Annotated in this window: 18 protein-coding genes; 14 read left to right on the top strand and 4 right to left on the bottom strand. The window is 63.6% G+C overall.

Annotated features, from left to right (window positions below; genetic code table 11):
- Nucleotides 1-57: 57 nt before the first annotated feature.
- On the top strand, nucleotides 58-483 hold the full coding sequence (fur, locus tag FB597_RS08680; protein ID WP_050470498.1) for a ferric iron uptake transcriptional regulator: 426 nt from the start codon (nucleotides 58-60) through the stop codon (nucleotides 481-483).
- Between the two features lie 144 nt (nucleotides 484-627).
- On the opposite strand, the gene hrcA is transcribed toward fur, so the two are convergent.
- Both hrcA and FB597_RS08670 read right to left on the bottom strand, forming a co-directional pair.
- Entirely contained in the window at nucleotides 628-1,653 is a 1,026-nt protein-coding gene (gene hrcA, locus FB597_RS08675) for a heat-inducible transcriptional repressor HrcA (protein WP_141914451.1), read from the bottom strand.
- Nucleotides 1,654-1,727: 74 nt separating this feature from the next.
- Nucleotides 1,728-2,456 carry an HAD family hydrolase gene (locus FB597_RS08670; protein ID WP_144769226.1) on the bottom strand — a complete coding sequence of 243 codons (729 nt, stop codon included), beginning with the start codon at nucleotides 2,454-2,456 and terminating at the stop codon, nucleotides 1,728-1,730.
- A 36-nt stretch (nucleotides 2,457-2,492) separates the two neighbouring features.
- On the opposite strand from FB597_RS08670, the gene FB597_RS08665 reads away from it, so the two are divergent.
- The 8 genes from FB597_RS08665 (at nucleotide 2,493) to can (ending at nucleotide 11,935) form a co-directional block, all read left to right on the top strand.
- Nucleotides 2,493-3,410, top strand: a complete 918-nt coding sequence (locus FB597_RS08665; protein WP_141914449.1) for an NAD kinase — start codon at nucleotides 2,493-2,495, stop codon at nucleotides 3,408-3,410.
- 78 nt (nucleotides 3,411-3,488) lie between these two features.
- Nucleotides 3,489-5,135: a DNA repair protein RecN gene (gene recN, locus FB597_RS08660; RefSeq protein ID WP_144769474.1), complete on the top strand. Its 1,647-nt coding sequence runs from the start codon at nucleotides 3,489-3,491 to the stop codon at nucleotides 5,133-5,135.
- Nucleotides 5,136-5,149: 14 nt separating this feature from the next.
- The gene (gene hemH / locus FB597_RS08655; protein WP_144769224.1) at nucleotides 5,150-6,202 is read left to right on the top strand and encodes a ferrochelatase; all 1,053 of its coding nucleotides are present in this window, start codon (nucleotides 5,150-5,152) and stop codon (nucleotides 6,200-6,202) included.
- A 126-nt stretch (nucleotides 6,203-6,328) separates the two neighbouring features.
- Nucleotides 6,329-6,718: a hypothetical protein gene (locus FB597_RS20220; RefSeq protein WP_186442757.1), complete on the top strand. Its 390-nt coding sequence runs from the start codon at nucleotides 6,329-6,331 to the stop codon at nucleotides 6,716-6,718.
- A gap of 99 nt (nucleotides 6,719-6,817) precedes the next feature.
- A complete protein-coding gene (grpE, locus tag FB597_RS08650) occupies nucleotides 6,818-7,375 on the top strand; it encodes a nucleotide exchange factor GrpE (protein WP_144769221.1) in 558 nt (185 codons plus the stop codon).
- 146 nt (nucleotides 7,376-7,521) lie between these two features.
- Nucleotides 7,522-9,456, top strand: coding sequence for a molecular chaperone DnaK (gene dnaK / locus FB597_RS08645; protein ID WP_141914446.1), 1,935 nt, complete (start codon nucleotides 7,522-7,524; stop codon nucleotides 9,454-9,456).
- Between the two features lie 285 nt (nucleotides 9,457-9,741).
- On the top strand, nucleotides 9,742-10,872 hold the full coding sequence (gene dnaJ, locus FB597_RS08640) for a molecular chaperone DnaJ (protein ID WP_141914445.1): 1,131 nt from the start codon (nucleotides 9,742-9,744) through the stop codon (nucleotides 10,870-10,872).
- A gap of 385 nt (nucleotides 10,873-11,257) precedes the next feature.
- Nucleotides 11,258-11,935, top strand: coding sequence for a carbonate dehydratase (can, locus tag FB597_RS08635; RefSeq protein ID WP_144769219.1), 678 nt, complete (start codon nucleotides 11,258-11,260; stop codon nucleotides 11,933-11,935).
- A 98-nt stretch (nucleotides 11,936-12,033) separates the two neighbouring features.
- Here can and panB read toward each other — a convergent pair whose 3' ends face one another.
- Both panB and FB597_RS08625 read right to left on the bottom strand, forming a co-directional pair.
- Complete coding sequence (panB, locus tag FB597_RS08630) at nucleotides 12,034-12,864, bottom strand: 3-methyl-2-oxobutanoate hydroxymethyltransferase (protein WP_141914443.1); 831 nt, start codon at nucleotides 12,862-12,864, stop codon at nucleotides 12,034-12,036.
- Nucleotides 12,865-12,869: 5 nt separating this feature from the next.
- Entirely contained in the window at nucleotides 12,870-13,511 is a 642-nt protein-coding gene (locus FB597_RS08625; RefSeq protein WP_144769217.1) for a deoxynucleoside kinase, read from the bottom strand.
- Between the two features lie 518 nt (nucleotides 13,512-14,029).
- On the opposite strand from FB597_RS08625, the gene FB597_RS08620 reads away from it, so the two are divergent.
- From FB597_RS08620 to FB597_RS08600, 5 genes are read left to right on the top strand one after another with little or no spacing between them, the layout of a single operon-like run.
- A complete protein-coding gene (locus tag FB597_RS08620; protein WP_370454664.1) occupies nucleotides 14,030-15,076 on the top strand; it encodes a chemotaxis protein in 1,047 nt (348 codons plus the stop codon).
- Between the two features lie 10 nt (nucleotides 15,077-15,086).
- Nucleotides 15,087-15,455, top strand: coding sequence for a response regulator (locus tag FB597_RS08615; RefSeq protein WP_144769213.1), 369 nt, complete (start codon nucleotides 15,087-15,089; stop codon nucleotides 15,453-15,455).
- A gap of 31 nt (nucleotides 15,456-15,486) precedes the next feature.
- On the top strand, nucleotides 15,487-15,816 hold the full coding sequence (locus FB597_RS08610) for an STAS domain-containing protein (RefSeq protein WP_144769211.1): 330 nt from the start codon (nucleotides 15,487-15,489) through the stop codon (nucleotides 15,814-15,816).
- Nucleotides 15,813-18,053 (top strand): chemotaxis protein CheA, encoded by a 2,241-nt coding sequence (locus FB597_RS08605; protein WP_144769209.1) that lies wholly within the window; start codon nucleotides 15,813-15,815, stop codon nucleotides 18,051-18,053. Before FB597_RS08610 ends, FB597_RS08605 begins: the two co-directional genes overlap by 4 nt.
- A 49-nt stretch (nucleotides 18,054-18,102) precedes the next feature.
- Nucleotides 18,103-19,866 (top strand): methyl-accepting chemotaxis protein, encoded by a 1,764-nt coding sequence (locus tag FB597_RS08600; protein ID WP_221292400.1) that lies wholly within the window; start codon nucleotides 18,103-18,105, stop codon nucleotides 19,864-19,866.
- The last annotated feature ends 24 nt before the right edge of the window (nucleotides 19,867-19,890 follow it).

The raw sequence follows: 19,890 nt of genomic DNA, 5'->3' as shown, positions 1-19,890 counted from the left end.
GAGCCATAGGCCTAAAACACTATATGATAAAGCAGATAACCGGGAAATTAACTAACCATGCCTAATAATCCATCCGAACTCAAAGCAAGCGGCCTGAAGGCGACCCTGCCCCGGCTGAAGATCCTGGAGATCTTCCAGAACACGTCCGTGCGCCACCTGAGCGCTGAAGACGTCTACAAACAGTTGCTGTCCGACAATCTGGATGTCGGCCTGGCCACCGTCTATCGCGTGCTGACCCAGTTCGAACAGGCGGGCCTGCTGCAGCGCAACCACTTCGAGACCGGCAAGGCCGTGTTCGAGCTCAACGAGGGCTCGCACCACGACCACCTGGTCTGCCTGGACTGCGGCAAGGTCGAAGAATTCTTCGATGCCGAAATCGAAAAGCGCCAGGTGAAGATCGCCCAGGAGCACGGTTTCGAGATTGCCGACCATGCCTTGGCGCTGTACGGCCATTGCAAGAACTGCAAGAAGATCAAGAAGTAATCGAGGTATTCAGGGCAAAAGGCAGCAAGCTTTTTCCTGTTTTTACAGCGGCAATAAAATGCAAAAGCCACGTGGATCCACGTGGCTTTCTTGTTTTTGGCGGCCGAATGCCGGCGAATGGGCGGATACGGTCAGCGTCAGTGTTCAGTGCTGGCTCAGCGCGCTGGAGAGCAGCTTGGCCGTGATGTCGACGATCGGGATCACGCGCTCGTAGGCCATGCGGGTGGGGCCGATCACGCCCAGCGTGCCGACGATGCGGCCGTTGACCTCGTAAGGCGCGGTGACGATGCTCATGTCGTCCATCGGCACCAGTTGCGATTCGCCGCCGATGAAGATCTGCACGCCGGTGGCCTTGCTGGAGACATCCAGCAACTGCAACAGGCCGGTTTTCTGTTCGAACATGTCGAACAGCTGGCGCAGCGAGTTCATGTTGGAAGACAGGTCGGTCACCGACAGCAGGTTGCGCTCGCCGGAGATCACCACGTTGCTGTCGGCATCCTCGCTCATGGCGTCGCTGCCGGCTTCGACGGCGGCCTGCATCAGTGCGGTCATGTCGTCGCGCAGCTGGCGCAGTTCGCTTTGCAGCAGCAGCCGCACCTGGTCGAAGGACTGGCCGGCGTAATGCTGGTTGATATAGTTGGCCGCCTGGACCAATTGGCTGGGCGTGTAGTCGACCTCGGTGAGCAGCATGCGGTTCTGCACGTCGCCGCCCTGGTCGACGATCACCAGCAGGATGCGTTTTTCCGACAGGCGCAGGAACTCGATCTGCTGGAATACCGATTCGCGCTTGGGCGTCATGACGACGCCGGCGAACTGCGACAGCGAGGACAGCACCTGGGCGGCGTTGGTGATGATCTTTTGCTGAGAGGAATTCTGCAGGCGATGCTGCAGGCGTCCCTCCAGCGCGCTTTCATTGATCGTTTCCACCGTCAGCAGGGTATCGACGAACATGCGGTAGCCGCGCGGCGTCGGCACGCGGCCGGCCGAGGTGTGCGGGCTGGCGACGAACCCCATCTCTTCGAGGTCTGCCATGATGTTGCGGATGGTGGCCGGCGACAGTTCCAGGCCGGACAATTTCGAGAGGGCGCGCGAGCCCACCGGCTGGCCGTCGGCGATGTACCGTTCGACCAGCGCCTTGAGCAGGGTACGGGCGCGGTTATCGAGTTGCATACGCCGTATTCTAACGATTTATCGGCATAAAAGTCCGTTCCGATATCGGCAATGGCGCAAATAGCTGCGCCGGATCATGCCTGCGATGCGGCCTGGGCGTCCAGCCACGCATGCAGTTCATGCAGGTCGCGGCAGATGGCGTCGGGCGCGATGCCGGCCGGCAGGTCGCGGCCGAAGCGGTTCATCCACACCGCCCGCAAGCCGGCCTGCTGGGCGCCTTGTATGTCCAGCTGCAGGTCGTCGCCGACGTACACGGTCTCGGCCGGCGCCACGCCCAGCGCGTCGCAGGCGGCATGGAAGATGGCGGCGTCCGGCTTGGCGCGGCCGAAGCGGTGCGCCGCGATGGAAACGCCGAAATGGCTCGCCAGCCCGATGCGCTCCAGGTCGGCGAAGCCGTTGGAGACCGTGCCCAGCGCCAGCCTGGCTTTCAAGCGCTGCAAGGCCGGCTCGACGTCGTCGAACAGCGCGACCGTGCTGCGCGCCTCGGAAAACAGCGCCATGGCCTCGTCCGCCAGCGCCGGGTCTTCGCCGTGCTCGCGCAGCACTTCCGTGAGCGCGGCATGGCGCAGCTTCCACAAGTCGATGCGGTACAGCGGATCGGTCTGCATCAGGGCCATGCGGCGTTCGCGCAGCGAAGCCACGCTATGGCGGGCGGTCACCTTGGGCGCATGCCGGCGCAGCCATTCGTAGAGCAGGCCTTCGGCGCGCACCAGCACCGGCTCGATCGCCCACAAGGTGTCGTCGAGGTCGAACAGCACGGCCTTGACGGCGGCGCGGGAGGCGGAAGAGGGTGGCGTATTCATTACAAAGTCATCTCAAATTATGGTCTAATCCGCAGCATGTGGCCCATCAAATTACCCGTCCAGGCAGCCGTACCCAAAACCGTCGCGATCATCGGCAAGTACCAGGCCGTCGGCATCGCGCAGATACTGTCCGACATCGCCGTGTTCCTCGAATCGCACGGGCATACCGTGGTGTTCGAAGCGGAAACCGCGCAAAACGTCGCACTGGATGGCTATGGCGCCCTGACGCCGGAGCAGATCGGCCAGCAGGCCGATGTCGCCATCGTGATCGGCGGCGACGGCACCATGCTGGGCATCGCGCGCCAACTGGCGCCGTACAGCGTGCCGCTGATCGGCATCAACCAGGGGCGCCTGGGTTTCATCACGGATATTCCCCAGGACCGAATGATACCGGCTCTGGGCGATATGCTGGATGGCAAGGTCGAAGCCGAGTCGCGTTCGCTGCTGGAGGCCCGGGTCTACCGCGAAGGCCGGGAGATTTTCCATGCGCTGGCGCTGAATGACGTCGTGGTGGCGCGCGGCGCCACCTCCGGCATGGTCGAGCTGCATGTCGAGGTCGACGGCCACTTCATGTACAACCAGCGTTCCGACGGCCTGATCGTGGCCACGCCGACCGGCTCCACCGCCTATGCGCTGTCGGCCGGCGGTCCCATCCTGCATCCCAGCCTGCATGGCATCGTCCTGGTGCCGATCTCGCCGCATTCGCTGTCGAACCGCCCGATCACCATCTCGGACTCCTGCGAAATCGTGATCCAGGTGATCTCCGGGCGCGAGGTCAGCGCCAATTTCGACATGCAGTCGTTGACCAGCGTGCTGCACGGCGACCGCATCGTGATCCGCCGCTCGGCGCACAAGATCACTTTCCTGCATCCCGAGGGCTGGAGCTATTTCGACACCTTGCGGCAGAAGTTGCACTGGAATGAATATCCTTCGATAGAAGGCCGATTACAATAATCCGATGCCGGCGGCTGTCATCCTCGCGTCATGATGGCGGCCGACACTGCCTTCCTGCCCAATCTTCCACTGACCACCATGCTGCGTACCCTCACGATCCGCGACTTTGTGATTGTCGATGCCATCGAGCTCGAATTCGCGCGCGGATTTTCCGTCTTCACCGGCGAAACCGGCGCCGGCAAATCCATCCTGATCGACGCCCTGGCGCTGGCGCTGGGCGGGCGCGGTGACGCCAGCGTGGTGCGCGAAGGCGCGGCCAAGGCCGATATCACGGCGGATTTTGCCGCCCTGCCCGAGGTGCAGGCCTGGCTGGCCGAGCATGAATTTGCCGATGAAGACGGCGGCGTGCTGCTGCGCCGGGTGATCGACAACGCCGGGCGCTCCAAGGCCTACGTCAACGGCATTGCCGCCACTGCCGCGCAATTGCGCGAGCTGGGCGAGATGCTGGTCGATATCCATGGCCAGCATGCGCACCAGTCGCTGATGAAGGCCGATGCCCAGCGCCAGCTGCTCGACAGCCAGGCCGGTTTGCTGGACCAGGCGCGCCAGGTGGCGGCGGCCTACAAGAGCTGGCGCGCGTTGGCGCGCCAGCGCGAGGAATTCGAACAGAATGCGCGCAACGTGCTGCTGGAGCGCGAGCGGCTGCAGTGGCAGGTGTCCGAGCTGGAGAAACTGGCGGTCAAGTCCGGCGAGTGGGCCGAGATCAGCGCCGAGCACAGCCGCCTGTCCCATGCCGCCTCCCTGATCGGCGGTGCCCAGGAGGCGCTGGAAGCGATCTCGGAATCGGAGTCGCCGATCCTGTCGCAACTGTCGTCGATCACGCAAAAGCTCAACAAGCTGGTCGATGTAGACACCGCCCTGAAGCCGGTGCTCGACGCCCTGGAGCCGGCCCAGATCCAGCTGCAGGAAGCGGTGTACGCGTTGAACGATTACCTGGGCCGCGTCGAACTCGACCCCGCGCGCCTGAAGACGGTCGAAGAACGGCTCGAAGCGGTGCATTCCACCGCGCGCAAATTCCATGTGCAGCCGGACGACCTGCCGCAGGAATACGCGGCCCTGTCCGAGCAGCTCAGGCAACTGGCCGACGCCAGCGACCTCGATGCGCTGCGCGCGCAGGAAGACAAGCTGAAGGCGGCCTATCTCGTCCTCGCACAGCAGCTTTCCGGCGCGCGCGCCAAGGCCGCCGCGGCATTGGGCGAGGCGGTCACCGCCGCCATGCAGGATCTGTCGATGGCGGGCGGGCGTTTCTCGATCGCGCTCAATGCCTGCGAAGCGGCGGCCTACGGCCTGGAGCAGGTGGAGTTCCTGGTCGCCGGGCATGCCGGCGTGGCGCCGCGGCCGTTGACCAAGGTCGCCTCCGGCGGCGAGCTCGCCCGCATCTCGCTGGCGATCTCGGTGATCGCCTCGCATGCCACCGGCACGCCCACGCTGATCTTCGACGAGGTCGACAGCGGCATCGGCGGCGGCGTGGCCGAAGTGGTCGGGCGCCTGTTGAAGCGCCTGGGCCAGGAGCGCCAGGTATTGTGCGTGACCCACCTGCCGCAAGTGGCCAGCCAGGCCAACCAGCATTTCCAGGTCAGCAAGCGCAACGAGGGCGGCAAGACCCTGTCGCAGATCGATGGCCTGGACGCCAAGTCGCGCGTGGAAGAAATCGCGCGCATGCTGGGCGGCCTGGAAATCACCGCCACCACCCGCAAGCACGCGCGCGAGCTGCTGGCATCATAAGAAGAACGTCACCGATGGCATTTCGCAAAGAACCGTCCCTGCCTCAGCGCCAGTCGCACGACCGCCTGCCGTCCGCCGCGCTGGTGCTGGTCAACCTCGGCACGCCGGACGCGCCCGATGCGCGCGCCGTGCGCCGCTACCTGAAACAATTCCTGTCCGACCCGCGCGTGGTGGAAATTCCGCGCGCCATCTGGTGGTGCATCCTCAACGGCATCATCCTGCCGTTCCGTTCGTCCCAGTCGGCCAAAAAATACGCCAGCATCTGGAGCGGGCAAGGTTCGCCGCTGAAAGTCCATACCGAACGCCAGGCCGCGGCGCTGGGCGCGGAGCTCGCCGCGCGCGGCCATCGCCAATTGCAGGCGGTCTATGCGATGCGCTACGGCAGCCCGGCGCTGCCGGATGTGCTGGACCGGCTCAAGGCCGAGGGCTGCGAGCGCATCCTGGTGTTGCCGGCGTATCCGCAATATTCCGGCACCACGACCGCCTCGATTTTCGATGCGGTCTTCGGCCATTACCGCAAGGTGCGCAACATCCCCGAGCTGCGCATGGTCCGCGACTATCATGACAACGACGGCTACATCCAGGCGCTGCGCCAGTCGGTGCTCGACCATTGGGCGCGGCATGGCCGCCCGGACAAGCTGGTCATGAGCTTTCACGGCGTTCCCCGGCGCACGCTGCTGCTGGGCGATCCCTACCATGACGAATGCCAGCGTAGCGCGCACCTGCTGGGCCAGGCGCTGGGATTGGCGGCTGGCGAATATCTGGTCACCTTCCAGTCGCGCTTCGGCAGGGCCGAATGGTTGCAGCCCTATACCGCGCCGACGCTGCAGGAACTGGCGCGGCAAGGCGTGCGGCGCGTGGACGTGATGTGCCCCGGTTTCACCAGCGATTGCCTGGAAACCCTGGAAGAGATCGCCATGGAAGGCCGGGCCGAATTCCTGCATGCCGGCGGCAAGGAATTCCATTTCATCGATTGCCTCAACGAGTCGCCAGCCTGGATAGCCGGCATGGCCGATATCGCCGAACAGCACCTGGCCGGCTGGCCGACGATGGGCGCGCCGCGCTGAGGCGGGCGCCCGAAACCTGCGGAAAAGCCGTCTGCGGCCTGCTAGAATAGCGGGTTATCCCTTCTTGCCGGCAGGCAAGGTCGGATGCGATGGTGCGACGATTGGTTGCGATGCGGAAAATCCGGCTTGAACGAAATTCCCTTCGGCCCGGAGAAGAAGGGCTGGCGAGAAGGCTGGCGGGGTCTGCGTGCTTTTTTACAATGCGTACAGGCCGACCAGATGCGAGTAGCTGATCCAGGCGGTGGCCAGGAGGCTATAGGCGGCAACGAGAAGGGCTGCCGCGATCAGTGGCAATTTCATGATGTCACCTCATGTGAGGATGGGATCCGGGGCCCGGAGGTTCCAATCCGGGCGACGCCGCGTCCAGCTTGCCTGAGCGGGCAAACGGGAAAGCAGCTCAGGCTTGAATTCATATTAGGTCAAGGCCGTATTAACTTGAAGATGAGCCCGGTAATTTCTGTAACCACTGGTAACAATTTTCTTGTTGAAATGACAGGAAAAAGCAAAAACCCTTGAAATCCGAAGGGAATGCCTCATCTGGCGGACATCTTGTGTCGTCGCAGGCAATGCCGGCAAACGGCAATCACAGTTTGATTTGTTGGAGGTAATTCAGGAATGCAAGATATGGAAAAGCAAGAAGCGCAACACGAGCAGCAACCGGCGCCGGCCGACCAGGCAGCGGCAGCCGATGCCGCGCAGGCGGCACCCGCCGAACCGACGCTGGAAGACAAGCTGGCCGCAGCAGAAGCCCGCGCCACCGAAATGCAGGACGCGTTCCTGCGCGCCCGTGCCGAAGGCGAAAACATCCGTCGCCGCGCCCAGGAAGACATCGCCAAGGCGCACAAATTCGCGATCGAAGGTTTCGCCGAATCGTTGCTGGCCGTCAAGGACAGCCTGGAAATGGCCCTGAAGATCGAAAACCCCTCGCTGGAGTCGTTGAAAGAAGGCGTCGACATGACCTTGAAGCAACTGTCCTCGGCCTTTGAAAAGAACAAGCTGCAGGAAGTGAACCCGCAAGCCGGCGAGAAGCTCGACCCGATGAAGCACCAGGCAATCTCGGCCGTGCCCGCCGAGCAGGACGCCAATACGGTCGTGGCCGTATTGCAGAAGGGCTATGTGATTTCCGACCGTTTGCTGCGCCCGGCGCTGGTGACGGTGGCGCAGGGAAAGTAAGCGGGCAGGCGCCGCAGGGGAAAAGGCATAAATATTGCTTTTGGGCCTGGTTCAGGCGCTTGAAAGTCTGCCTTCCCTCCATATATTAAAACCATTAAAAACTACTGTAGCCCGGCATCCAGGGCTGAAAGATCGAAGGAAAAATCATGGGAAAAATCATTGGCATCGACCTGGGCACGACCAACTCTTGCGTTTCCGTCATGGAAGGCAACCAGCCCAAGGTCATCGAGAACTCCGAAGGCGCGCGCACCACGCCGTCCATCATCGCTTACCAGGATGACGGCGAGATCCTCGTCGGCGCACCCGCCAAGCGCCAGGCCGTCACCAACCCGAAGAACACCATCTATGCCGCCAAGCGCCTGATCGGCCGCAAGTTCGACGAGAAGGAAGTGCAAAAGGACATCAACCTGATGCCTTACGAGATCGTCAAGGCCGACAACGGCGACGCCTGGATCGGCGTGCGCGACAAGAAGCTGGCGCCGCCGCAGATTTCGGCCGAAGTCCTGCGCAAGATGAAGAAGACCGCCGAAGACTACCTCGGCGAAGAAGTCACCGAAGCCGTCATCACGGTGCCGGCCTACTTCAACGACGCGCAGCGCCAGGCCACCAAGGACGCCGGCCGCATCGCCGGCCTGGACGTCAAGCGCATCATCAACGAGCCGACCGCGGCCGCGCTGGCTTTCGGCCTGGACAAGGCGGAAAAGGGCGACCGCAAGATCGCCGTCTATGACCTGGGCGGCGGCACCTTCGACGTGTCGATCATCGAGATCGCCGATGTCGACGGCGAAAAGCAGTTCGAAGTGCTGTCGACCAACGGCGACACCTTCCTGGGCGGCGAAGACTTCGACCAGCGCATGATCGATTACATCATCGAAGAGTTCAAGAAGATCAACGGCCTGGACCTGTCCAAGGACGCCATCGCCCTGCAGCGCATCAAGGCCTCGGCCGAGCGCGCCAAGATCGAACTGTCGTCGTCGCAGCAGACCGAGATCAACGAGCCGTACATCGCCATGGCCAATGGCGCGCCGGTCCACCTGAACCTGAAGATCACCCGCGCCAAGCTGGAATCCCTGGTTGAGGAACTGATCAGCAAGACCATCGAACCGTGCCGCACCGCCATCAAGGATGCCGGCGTGAAAGTGTCCGACATCGACGACGTGATCCTGGTCGGCGGCATGACCCGCATGCCCAAGGTGATCGAGAAGGTCAAGGAATTCTTCGGCAAGGATCCGCGCCGCGACGTCAACCCGGACGAAGCCGTGGCCGTGGGCGCCGCGATCCAGGGCTCGGTGCTGTCGGGCGACCGCAAGGACGTGCTGCTGCTGGACGTGACCCCGCTGTCGCTGGGCATCGAAACCATGGGCGGCGTGATGACCAAGATGATCAAGAAGAACACCACCATCCCGACCAAGTTCAGCCAGGTGTTCTCCACTGCCGACGACAACCAGCCGGCCGTGACCATCAAGGTGTTCCAGGGCGAACGCGAAATGGCCGCCGGCAACAAGGGCCTGGGCGAATTCAACCTGGAAGGCATCCCGCCGGCGCCGCGCGGCACGCCGCAGATCGAAGTGACCTTCGACATCGACGCCAACGGCATCCTGCACGTGGGCGCCAAGGACAAGGCCACCGGCAAGGAAAACAAGATCACCATCAAGGCCAACTCGGGCTTGAATGAGGAAGAGATCGAAAAGATGGTGCGCGACGCCGAGGCCAACGCCGAGGAAGACAAGCGCCTGAAGGAACTGGCGGAAAGCCGCAACCAGGGCGATGCCCTGGTGCATTCGACCAAGAAGGCGCTGGGCGAATACGGCGACAAGCTGGCCGCCGGCGAGAAGGAAGTCATCGAAGCCGCCATCAAGGAGCTGGAAGACGTCCTCAAGGGCGACGACAAGGCCGCCATCGACGCCAAGACCGCCGCGTTGGGCACCGCCGCGCAAAAGCTGGGCGAGAAGATGTATGCCGACCAGCAGGCGCAAGCTGCTGCGGCAGGCGGCGCCGCGGGCGCAGCCGGTGCCGAAGGCGCAGCCGGCCAGGGCAAGGACGACAATGTCGTGGACGCCGACTTCAAGGAAGTGAAGTAATCCGAGCCCGGTCCCGGAGCCTGCCCGACCCGTGTCGGGAGATTGAAGGGCTCCAGAGATCGGACTTCGCGCCCGGGGGCGCAATGCACATGTTCAGGCATGCGCATTGCGCGGCCCGGGCGGATTTTTGAGATGCATCTCCCGGCTTGCACGGCAGTTTCGCAAGACAGGGCACGCCGAGTCCCGCAGCCAAAAGCTGCACTCGGCTTTTTCACATTGTTGGCTTCCGATCGGATGGGGCATTGCCGCATGCGGCGGACACAATAACAAAGTGGGTTAGAGAACATGGCAAAACGCGATTTTTACGAAATTCTCGGACTGGCGAAGAACGCCACCGACGACGAGATCAAGAAGGCTTATCGCAAGCTGGCGATGAAGTACCATCCTGACCGCAACCCCGACAGCAAGGGCGCGGAAGAGAAGTTCAAGGAGGTCAAGGAAGCCTACGAGATGCTGTCCGACCCGCAGAAGCGCGACGCCTACGACCGCTACGGCCATGCCGGCGTCGATCCCAACATGGGCGCGGGCGGCGGCGCCGGCGCGGGCGGCTTCGCCGATGCCTTCGGCGACATCTTCGGCGACATCTTCGGCGGGGGCGGCGGTGGCCGCGGCCGCGGCGCCGGCCCGCAGGTCTACCGCGGCGCCGACCTGCGCTACAACCTGGAAATCACGCTGGAACAGGCCGCGCACGGTTTCGACACCACCATCCGCGTGCCGTCCTGGGACGAGTGCGATACCTGCCACGGCAGCGGCGCCAAGCCCGGCACCTCGCCTGTGACCTGCTCGACTTGCGGCGGCCACGGCCAGGTGCGCATGCAGCAGGGCTTCTTCAGCATCCAGCAGACCTGCCCCAAGTGCCACGGCAGCGGCAAGGTGATCCCCGAGCCGTGCGCCACTTGCGCCGGCGCCGGTCGCATCAAGCGCAACAAGACGCTGGAAGTGAAGATTCCCGAAGGCATCGACGACGGCATGCGCATTCGCTCCTCGGGCAACGGCGAGCCGGGGGTCAACGGCGGGCCGCCGGGCGACCTGTATGTGGAAATCCATATCAAGGCGCACGACGTGTTCCAGCGCGACGGCGACGACCTGCATTGCGAAATGCCGATCTCGTTCGCCAAGGCGGCGCTAGGCGGCGAGATCGAAGCCCCGACCTTGAACGGCAAGGCCTCGTTCTCGATTCCCGAAGGCACGCAAAGCGGCAAGACTTTCCGCCTGCGCGGCAAGGGCATCAAGGGCGTGCGCTCCGGTTTCCCCGGCGACCTGTTCTGCCACGTGGTGGTCGAGACCCCGGTCAAGCTGACCGAGCGCCAGAAGGAACTGCTGCGCGAATTCGAGCAACTGACCACCGAAGGCGGCGCCAAGCACAGCCCGCAGACCAAGACCTGGAAGGACAAGGTCAAGGAATTCTTCGAGTAAGCGACATGGACCGGCATGCCAGTTGGCGTGCCGGTTTTTTTGTGCATTTTTTCTATACAATGCACACGCGGCGATGTGCGCCGCCCGCAGCGTCGGGCGCGCACGGCATCAAAGGATTCGTCTTCGAATCCGCCTGATGACGCGCCGTGGCAATGCCGAAAGACAGGAGCCTGGATGGCTCCCGATAGCAGCGTCGCGCAGGGACCGCATCTTGCGAGCGCGACACCGGCAGCAGTACCGCGATCGTCGCCAAGGCATGTCAGGCCCTGGCCCGCGGAGGCCGCAAGCAGCACGTCTTTCGCCCATCCAACCTCATGCCCGCGGCTTCTTGCGCGCTTTTGCGCGCAGTGGACGCGTGTGCGTGAACAACCAGATCTTGCCGACCATGACAACACCAAACCCACAAGACATGATCCAGGAACAACTGCTCAAGGGGAACCGCCGCTGGGCCTCGGAAATCACCGCGCGCGACCCCGAATTCTTCAAGAAGCTGGGCGCGCAGCGCTCGCCCGAATACTTGTGGATCGGCTGTTCCGACAACCGCGTGCCGGCCAACGATTTGCTGGGCCTGTTGCCCGGCGAGCTGTTCGTCCACCGCAACATCGCCAACGTGGTGGTGCATACCGACCTGAATTGCCTGTCGGTGCTGCAGTTCGCCATCGATGTGCTCAAGGTCAAGCACGTCATCATCTGCGGCCACTACGGCTGCGCGGGCGTAGCGGCGGCGCTGACCAAGCGCCGCGTCGGCCTGGCCGACAACTGGCTGCAGCACGTGCAGGACGTGCACGAGAAGCACGCGCACTGCTTCCATGAGGGCATGACCCACACCGAGCAGCATGACCGCCTGTGCGAACTCAACGTGCTGGAGCAGATGGCCAACATCTGCCGCACCACCATCGTCAGCGATGCCTGGGAGCGCGGCCAGGAGCTGAGCTTCTACGGCCTGGTGTACGGCGTGCACGACGGCTTGCTGCGCAACCTCACCAAGGCCATCAGCAATGGCGAGGAATGCCAGGCGCATTTGTCGGAAAGCCTGGCGCGGTATGCCGACGTCCAGGCCTGATGACGATATCGGCGCATCAATGAGAACAGCCCGGCATTGCCGGGCTGTTCTTTTATCCGCGCCAGATCCGGCCGCGGGATGGGCGCGCTGTCAGAAAGTCAGAAACAGTGTTCCGGCGCCGGGAACGCGCCATCCTTGACCGCGGCGACATAGGCTTTCAACGCGGCCTCGATGCTGGGCGCGCCTTCCATGAAATTGCGCACGAAGCGGCTCTTGTGGCCGGGGAACACGCCCAGCATGTCATGCATCACCAGCACCTGCCCCGAGCAATCGGGGCCGGCGCCGATGCCGATGGTGGGAATGGCCAGGCGCTCGGTGACTTCCTTGCCCAAGGCCGCCGGCACCGCCTCGATCACGATCAGCGAGGCGCCCGCCTGCTGCACCGCCAGCGCATCGGCATGCAATTGGGCGGCGCCATCGTGGGTCTTGCCTTGCACCTTGAAACCGCCCAACTGGTGCACCGATTGCGGCGTCAGGCCGATGTGGGCGCATACCGGGATGCCGCGTTCGGTCAGGAATCTGACCGTGTCGGCCAGCCAGACGCCGCCTTCCAGCTTGACCATGTGGGCGCCGGCCCGCATCAGTTGCGCGGCATTCCTGAAGGCCTCTTCGGGCGTGGGGTAGGTGCCGAAAGGCAGGTCGGCGATCACCAGCATGGTGCCGGCGCCGCGCGCCACGCTGGCGGTGTGGTAGGCGATGTCGGCCAGCGCCACCGGGAGGGTGGAATTGTGGCCCTGGCAGACCATGCCCAGCGAATCGCCGACCAGCACGGTTTCCACGCCGGCGCGCTCCATCAGCGTGGCGAAGCTGGCGTCGTAGCAGGTCAGCATGCTGATCTTGTCGCCCTTGCCGCGCATGGCTTGCAGCAGGTGGGTGGTGACGGGTTTGCTGCGCGCGGCCGCGCCGGTTTCCTGCAGATAGCCTGCCATGAGTTTCAACCTCCCTGATTGAGAAAGGCGCGCTTGCCGCGCATCGCTTCGATGTGCTGCAGCAGTACCTTGAGATCGGCATCGTTGTGGGCCGGATCCAGGTGTTCGGTGTTGACGGTCAACACCGGCGCCTCTTCGTAGTGATGGAAAAAATTGCCGTAGCTGTCGGACAGCTGCTGCAGATAGTCGGAAGAAATCGCCTCTTCCATGCCGATGCCGCGCCGGGCGATGCGCTCCAGCAGCACCTGCGGCGGCGCCTGCAGGCAGATCACCAGATCCGGCGGCCGCACTTGCGGGCGCAGTTGCGCATGCAGTTGCCGGTAAAGCTGCAGTTCCGCCTCGGACAAGGTCAGTTGCGAGAACAGCATGTTCTTTTCCAGCATGAAGTCGGCGACGAAGCGCCGCTCGCCCAGCGACGGATCCAGCGGCGCCTGCAGTTGCGTGATGCGCTGCAACAGGAAGCAGGTCTGGGTCTGGAAGGCATACCGTCCGGCATCGCGATAGAAGGCGGCCAGGAAAGGATTGTCGGCGGGTTGTTCGAGCACCGGCAAGGCATCGAACAGCATTGCCAGCCGCCGCGCCAGCGACGTCTTGCCGACCCCGATCGGGCCTTCGATTGCGATATAGCGGTAGCTGTCCAGTTCCATGGGCATTCTTCATCCAGATGATGCGCACCGGGTGCGGCATTGTAGATGATTTCGGCAGGCCTGCCATCGGCATCCGAAGGGAGCGGCGAAATCGGGAGCGGCGCCTGTTATTCGCCAAATTAATTGTCGATTCGATAATTTTTTACCCAAATTTGCGTGCTTGATTGATAACTCAGCAGGAATTAGGCCTTTATTCCTTGAAAAGCAGACATGCTTGAAGCGGCACAATAAACTCGTCTCTTCTTGTGCGCCGTCATGGTTGCATGGCCAACTCATGACAGGTCGCAGACCGGAAGCGCAGCCGGCAAAGGTTGTGCCGTTCCCGGGAGATGAGGCTTATCATCTGAAAAAAAGAAAAATCAATCAAAGAGTCGGGATGTTGCCAACAAGGCAGCGTCGGGTTGCCGATAAATACTGGAGGGGCGCCGGAAGTGCAGCGGCGGGACAACAGAACAACAACATTTTTTGGGGTCGTATCCGTGAAATTGCTTCGCAATATCTTGCCGGTGCTGTGTATTGTGAACTTGCTCCTGTTCATGATGCTGGCGCAGCATTGGTGGCTCGGCGGCCTGGTCGGCGTGCTGATCGGCGGCGCTTTTTATCTGACCTGCCTACCGGCGCCGGAAATGCCGCAGCGGGCTGCATCGAGCGAGGCGGCAGAACCTGCGCCGGCATCGCCCGCCGCTGTTGCCGCCGAGGCCGGCGATACCCCAGGACAGTTTCCGGATTTGCTTGTGCGGGTACTGCCGGTATGGCAAGCCAACGTGCAACTGGCGCGCACCCAGACCCAGGGCGCCATCGACAATCTGACCGCGCGTTTCGTCGGCATCCATGAGCGCCTGGGCGATGCGCTGAACTTGTCCCAGGGCGGCAAGAATGCCGATGTGCTCAAGGTGATCCAGAACGCCGCCCAACAGTTGGGCGGCATCGCCACCGCGCTGGAAAGCGTGCTGGCCTCGCGCCAGGCGCTCATCGGCAAGCTCGATATCCTGGCCGCGGCCAACGACGAGATCCGCCACCTGGCGCAGGAAAACGAGCAACTGGCCGGCCGTACCGGCGTGACCGACTTGCTCAGCAGCGAGCAGAGCTGGCAGGAGCTGGCGCAGCGTTCAGCCGAAAACAGCCGCCAGATCGCCGCCCGCACCAGGAGCGTGCGCCAGCAGATCCAGGGCGCGGTCGGCGTGGCCGGCGAGCTGTCGGCCGGCGCCGGCGGCCTGGTCGAGAATTCGCGTGCCGTGATCGACCAGGTGGTCTCGGATTTCCGCCAGTCGGCCATGAAGCTTTCGGCTACCGTCGAGCAACTGGAGGGCGATAACCGCGAGGTCGACCAGGAGGTTTGCGACATCCTGGTCAACCTGCAATTCCAGGACCGCATCGGCCAGATCCTCGACCATGTCCAGCGCGATATCGCGCGCCTGAAGGATGCGACCGGGAGCGGCCGCCTGCCTTCGCCCGAGCAGTGGCTCGCCGACCTTGAAAAGACGTACACCACCCCCGAACAACGCCTGGTGCATGCGGGCCAGCAAGTGCCCGGCACGCTGCAGCCGCAAGTGGATTTCTTCTGACGGAACCGCCATGGAAAAAAGTATTTTGATTGTCGATGATTCTTTCAGCTTGCGGCAAACCATCTCGATCGCGCTCAAGACGGCCGGCTATAACGTGGTCGAGGCGGCCGATGGCCAGGAGGCGCTCAAGAAGCTCGATGGCCGCAAGTTCAACCTGGTGATTTCCGATCTCAACATGCCCAATCTCGACGGCCTGAGTTTCGTGCGCGAGATGAAGCAGCTTCCCGCCTACAGGTTCACGCCCGTCATCATGCTCACCACGGAGAGCGGCGAGGCGCGCAAGCAGGAAGGCAAGGCGGCGGGCATCCGCGCCTGGGTGCACAAGCCTTTTCAGCCGCCGGTATTGCTCGATGCGGTGGCCAAGCTGGTGCTGCCGTAACCGAACGGCCGGGAGCCAAGGGGGGGAGACCATGGAGCTCAAACATACCGAACACAACGGAAACCTGCTGTTGAGCCTGAACGGCGGGTTGACGATCTTTCAGGCGGCTGAACGCAAGCCGGAATTGCTGCATGCCCTGGCGCAGGCAAGCCGGACGCTGTCGCTGGACCTGTCGAGAGTGGACGAGATCGATACCGCCGGTATCCAGTTGCTGCTGTTGCTAAAGCGCGAAGCCGCGCGCAATGGCCTGCAACTGGAGGTGGCGGCCTACAGCCCGGCGGTGCTGGCGGCATTCGACCTGCTGCAGTTGCATTCCCTGTTCGACGCGGAAACGGCGAGCCTGGCGGAGGGCGCATCATGAGAAAGGATTCGGCGCGCGACGCCGTGGTGCAAGAGGCCCGCGAACTGCTGGTGGCGATGGAAGCCGCGCTGTTGCAGATCGAAATGGAGGGGCCGGGCAAGGACACGGTCAATGCCATTTTTCGCGCCGCCCACACGATCAAGGGCTCGGCCGGACTGTTCGCTTTCGATAGCATCGTGCAGTTCACGCACCTGGTCGAACACGTGCTCGACAAGGTGCGCAATGACGAACTGCCATTGAACGACCAGCTGATGTCGTTGCTGCTGGAATGCGGCGACTACATCGGCGAACTGGTCGACGCCATCGAACGCCGCGAGGAAGACCAGGAGCCCGATCTTGCCAGGCGCCAGGCGCTGGAGGCCAAGCTGGATGCATTGTCCCGCGATGCCGGGCCGGCGCCCAGCCAGGCGTCGGAAGCGGTCGCGGCGCCGCAGCCGCAGCCGCAGCCGCAGCCGCAGCCTCAACCAGTTGCGGAAACCGCGCAGGCCTCTGGACCGGCGCTTGCCACCGATGATGCGCTCGCCTCGAACCCGTACTGGCACTTGTCGCTGCAGTTCAGCGACGATGTGATGCGCGACGGCCTGGACCCGATTTCCTTCCTGCACTATTTGCGCACCCTCGGGCGCATCGTCGCCATCATGCCGGTGCTGGAGCATATGCCCGACGCCGCGGCCATGGATCCGGAGAGCTGCTACATCGGCTTCGAAATCTGCCTGGCATCGGACTCGAGCAAGGAGACCCTGGAAGGCGTATTCGAATTCGTGCGCGAAGACAGCCGCATCGACATTTTGCCGCCGTACAGCCCGTTGTCCGACTACGCGGCGCTGCTGGCCCGCCTGGGCGAGGCGGAGGCGGGGCGGCTGGGCCGGATGTGGCACCAGCATGGCGCGTTGAATCAAGACGATTGGCGCGGGATGGCCGCTGATGCGGCCCATGATGCCGTGGCCATGCCATCCTTGGAGGAGGTGCCGTTGCCGGCGGCGGGCCCGGTCGATGCCTCTTTGGGCGGGGCGCGTTCCCGCGGCCTGGAGGATCGCCGCGCCCAGGAACAGAAATTCATCAAGATCGAAGTCTCCAAGCTGGACCAGCTGATCGACCTGGTGGGCGAGCTGGTCATCGCCGGCGCCAGTGCGCGCCTGGTCGCGCGCCGGCGCAAGGACAGCCAGTTCGAAGAGGCTACCCAGGCCATCGACGCGCTGATGGAGCAGATCCGCGATGCCGCGCTGACGCTGCGCATGGTGCAGATCAACGAAGTGTTCCAACGTTTCCCGCGCGTGGTGCGCGATTTCGCGCGCGACATGAACAAGGAAATCGAACTGGTCATGACCGGCTCGGAAACCGAGCTCGACAAATCGATGATCGAACGCATCGCCGACCCGCTGATGCATATCGTGCGCAACGCCATCGACCACGGCATCGAGCCGGCCGACGAGCGCATCGCCGCCGGCAAGGAGCCCAAGGCGACCTTGCGCCTCAATGCCACGCATGAATCCGGCAGCGTGGTGGTCGAGGTGATGGACGACGGGCGCGGCATGGATCGCGACCGCATCCTCGCCACGGCGATCAGCCGCGGCCTGACCACCGCCGATGCCGACCTGACCGATGCCGAGATCTACCGTTTCGTGTTCGAGCCGGGATTCTCGACGGCCCGGCAGATCACCGAGCTCTCCGGGCGGGGCGTGGGGATGGACGTGGTCAAGCGCAATGTCGATGCCCTGCACGGCGAGATCGCCATCGATACCGTGCGCGGGCGCGGCACCATCGTGCGCGTGCGCTTGCCGCTGACGCTGGCCATCATTTCAGGTTTCCAGGTGGTGGTGGGCAACGCGGTGTTCGTGATTCCGCTGGACATGGTGGTGGAGTGCATCGATATGCCCGCCCAGCAGCACGAACACAACATCATTTCGGTGCGCGACGAGCCGCTGCCCTTCGTGTACCTGCGCGAACTGTTCGAATTGCCGGCCAGGGAGCGCGGGCGCAAGAGCCTGGTGATCGTGCAATATGGGCACCAGCGCGCGGGGCTGCTGGTCGATGGCTTGCTGGGCGAGTGCCAGGCCGTGATCAAGCCGCTGGGCCGGCTGTTCGGCAAGGTCAAGGGGTTGTCGGGGTCGACCATCCTGGGAGACGGCCGGGTGGCGCTGATCCTGGATATTCCGCACCTGGTGCAGTACACGCAGTACCAGGAGCAATGCAACCCGATGGCGCAGGCAGAACGCGGCGTGGCGTCCACGCAATGAGACGTCGGCAGAGAGGGGATGAACCGTGCGAAACAAGATGACCCACCGAATGAGCATCAAACAGCTTTTTATCTGGCTGGCGGCGGTGCTGTCCATCCTGATGGCGGCCGTGATCGGCCTGATCGGCGCGCTCAGGGAAGCCAACATGGAGCTCGAGCGTGCGCATGAGGCGCGCTATTACTCGTCGGCGCTGGCCAACGAGCTGCGGCGAACCACCGAGGACATGACCAAGTTTGCGCGCGCCTACGTGACCACCGGCGATCCCAACGACGAGGAACGCTACTACATGATCATGGACATCCGCAACGGCAAGCGCGCGCGGCCCGACAATTACGACCGCTTCAACTGGGACCTGGTCAGTGCGCGCAAGCTGCAGGCCGATCCCGGCGCCAGGCCGATGCCGTTGACCGAGTTGATGAAGCAATCCGGCTTCAGCGCGCAGGAGCTGGCCAAGATGCAGGAAGCCATCCAGCAGGCGGATCAGTTGTCCAGGATCGATGTCACCGCCTTCCATGCCGTCAAGGGAGAGTTCGACGACGGCGGCGGCAAGTTCACCGTGGTGGGCGCGCCCAACCAGGCGATGGCGCAGGAACTGGTGTTCGACCAGGCCTACCGTACCCTGTTCGGCAAAGTGATGGGGCCGATCAACGATTTCCTGCGGCTGGTCGACGAGCGCACCCGGGCCAATGTATCCAAGGCGCAGCAGGAGTACGCCAACCTTGGGCAGAAGATATTCTGGCTGTTGACGGCATCGGTGCTGTTGTCGTTCGGTTGCCTGTGGTTTGCCTACTACACGATCCGCTCGCAGATCGGCGGCGAGCCGCGCGACGCCATGGCCGTGTTGCGCCAGGTGGCGGAGGGCGATCTGACGGTGGCCGTTCCTCTGGGCAAGAAGGACAAGGTCAGCGTGCTGTACAGCACGCAGCAGATGATCCACAAATGGACCGGCGTGATCGGCGATGTCGGCGGCACCGCCAGCTCGCTGGCATCGGCGTCGGAGCAGATTTCCTCATCTTCCCAGGCGCTCTCTCACAGCGCTTCCCAACAGGCGTCCAATGTCGAGGAAACCAGCGCCTCGGTCGAGCAGATCACTTCCACCATCGCCCAGAACGCCCACAATGCGCGCACCACCGACGGCATTGCCAGCATGTCGGCCAGCGCCGCGACCGAAGGCGGCGAAGCGGTGCGCGAGACGGTGCTGGCCATGAAGCAGATCGCCAGCAAGATCGGCATCATCGACGACATCGCCTACCAGACCAACTTGCTGGCGCTCAATGCCGCCATCGAAGCGGCGCGCGCGGGAGAACACGGCAAGGGGTTCGCCGTGGTGGCGGCCGAAGTGCGCAAGCTGGCCGAACGGTCGCAGGCCGCGGCGCAGGAAATCATTGCCGTGGCCGAGCACAGCGTGGGCCTGGCGGAGAAGGCCGGCGGCCTGCTCAACCAGATGGTGCCGTCGATCCGCAAGACCGCCGACCTGGTCCAGGAGATCGCCGCCGCCTCGCAGGAACAATCGGCCGGGCTGGAGCAGATCAACAACGCCGTGCACCAGATGGCGCAGACCACGCAGATGACGGCATCGGCATCCGAGCAGCTGTCGGCGACGTCGGAAGAGATGAGCGCCCAGGCGATCCATCTGCAGGACCTGATGCGCTTTTTCCACGTGGGCGAACAGAAACGGGCGGCGCCGCATGCGGAAATCGCGGTCAACCAGAAGCCGGCCATCGGCGGGGACCTGCGCGCGCGCCGGGTATCGATGCTGGACGGCGCCGACCAGCAGCCGCCGATCGACGAATCATCATTCAAACGTTTTTGACATTGCGTGCAACGTCGCACCGTC

Origin of the sequence: Herbaspirillum sp. SJZ099 (genome assembly GCF_007828355.1) — a bacterium.
Taxonomy (GTDB): domain Bacteria; phylum Pseudomonadota; class Gammaproteobacteria; order Burkholderiales; family Burkholderiaceae_D; genus Herbaspirillum.
Note: the sequence above shows the minus strand (reverse complement) of the source record. Positions and strands in the feature narration are given on the sequence as shown.

What these genes read in the sequence shown, in the direction of transcription:
- FB597_RS08610 (WP_144769211.1), top strand. Translation starts at nt 15,487, where the DNA reads ATGGAGCTCAAACATACCGAACACAACGGAAACCTGCTGTTGAGCCTG.
- FB597_RS08615 (WP_144769213.1), top strand. Translation starts at nt 15,087, where the DNA reads ATGGAAAAAAGTATTTTGATTGTCGATGATTCTTTCAGCTTGCGGCAA.
- FB597_RS08665 (WP_141914449.1), top strand. Translation starts at nt 2,493, where the DNA reads ATGTGGCCCATCAAATTACCCGTCCAGGCAGCCGTACCCAAAACCGTC.
- FB597_RS08600 (WP_221292400.1), top strand. Translation starts at nt 18,103, where the DNA reads ATGAGCATCAAACAGCTTTTTATCTGGCTGGCGGCGGTGCTGTCCATC.
- FB597_RS08670 (WP_144769226.1), bottom strand. Translation starts at nt 2,456, where the DNA reads ATGAATACGCCACCCTCTTCCGCCTCCCGCGCCGCCGTCAAGGCCGTG.
- dnaJ (WP_141914445.1), top strand. Translation starts at nt 9,742, where the DNA reads ATGGCAAAACGCGATTTTTACGAAATTCTCGGACTGGCGAAGAACGCC.
- FB597_RS08625 (WP_144769217.1), bottom strand. Translation starts at nt 13,511, where the DNA reads ATGGAACTGGACAGCTACCGCTATATCGCAATCGAAGGCCCGATCGGG.
- panB (WP_141914443.1), bottom strand. Translation starts at nt 12,864, where the DNA reads ATGGCAGGCTATCTGCAGGAAACCGGCGCGGCCGCGCGCAGCAAACCC.
- grpE (WP_144769221.1), top strand. Translation starts at nt 6,818, where the DNA reads ATGCAAGATATGGAAAAGCAAGAAGCGCAACACGAGCAGCAACCGGCG.
- hemH (WP_144769224.1), top strand. Translation starts at nt 5,150, where the DNA reads ATGGCATTTCGCAAAGAACCGTCCCTGCCTCAGCGCCAGTCGCACGAC.
- hrcA (WP_141914451.1), bottom strand. Translation starts at nt 1,653, where the DNA reads ATGCAACTCGATAACCGCGCCCGTACCCTGCTCAAGGCGCTGGTCGAA.
- FB597_RS08605 (WP_144769209.1), top strand. Translation starts at nt 15,813, where the DNA reads ATGAGAAAGGATTCGGCGCGCGACGCCGTGGTGCAAGAGGCCCGCGAA.
- dnaK (WP_141914446.1), top strand. Translation starts at nt 7,522, where the DNA reads ATGGGAAAAATCATTGGCATCGACCTGGGCACGACCAACTCTTGCGTT.
- recN (WP_144769474.1), top strand. Translation starts at nt 3,489, where the DNA reads ATGCTGCGTACCCTCACGATCCGCGACTTTGTGATTGTCGATGCCATC.
- can (WP_144769219.1), top strand. Translation starts at nt 11,258, where the DNA reads ATGACAACACCAAACCCACAAGACATGATCCAGGAACAACTGCTCAAG.
- fur (WP_050470498.1), top strand. Translation starts at nt 58, where the DNA reads ATGCCTAATAATCCATCCGAACTCAAAGCAAGCGGCCTGAAGGCGACC.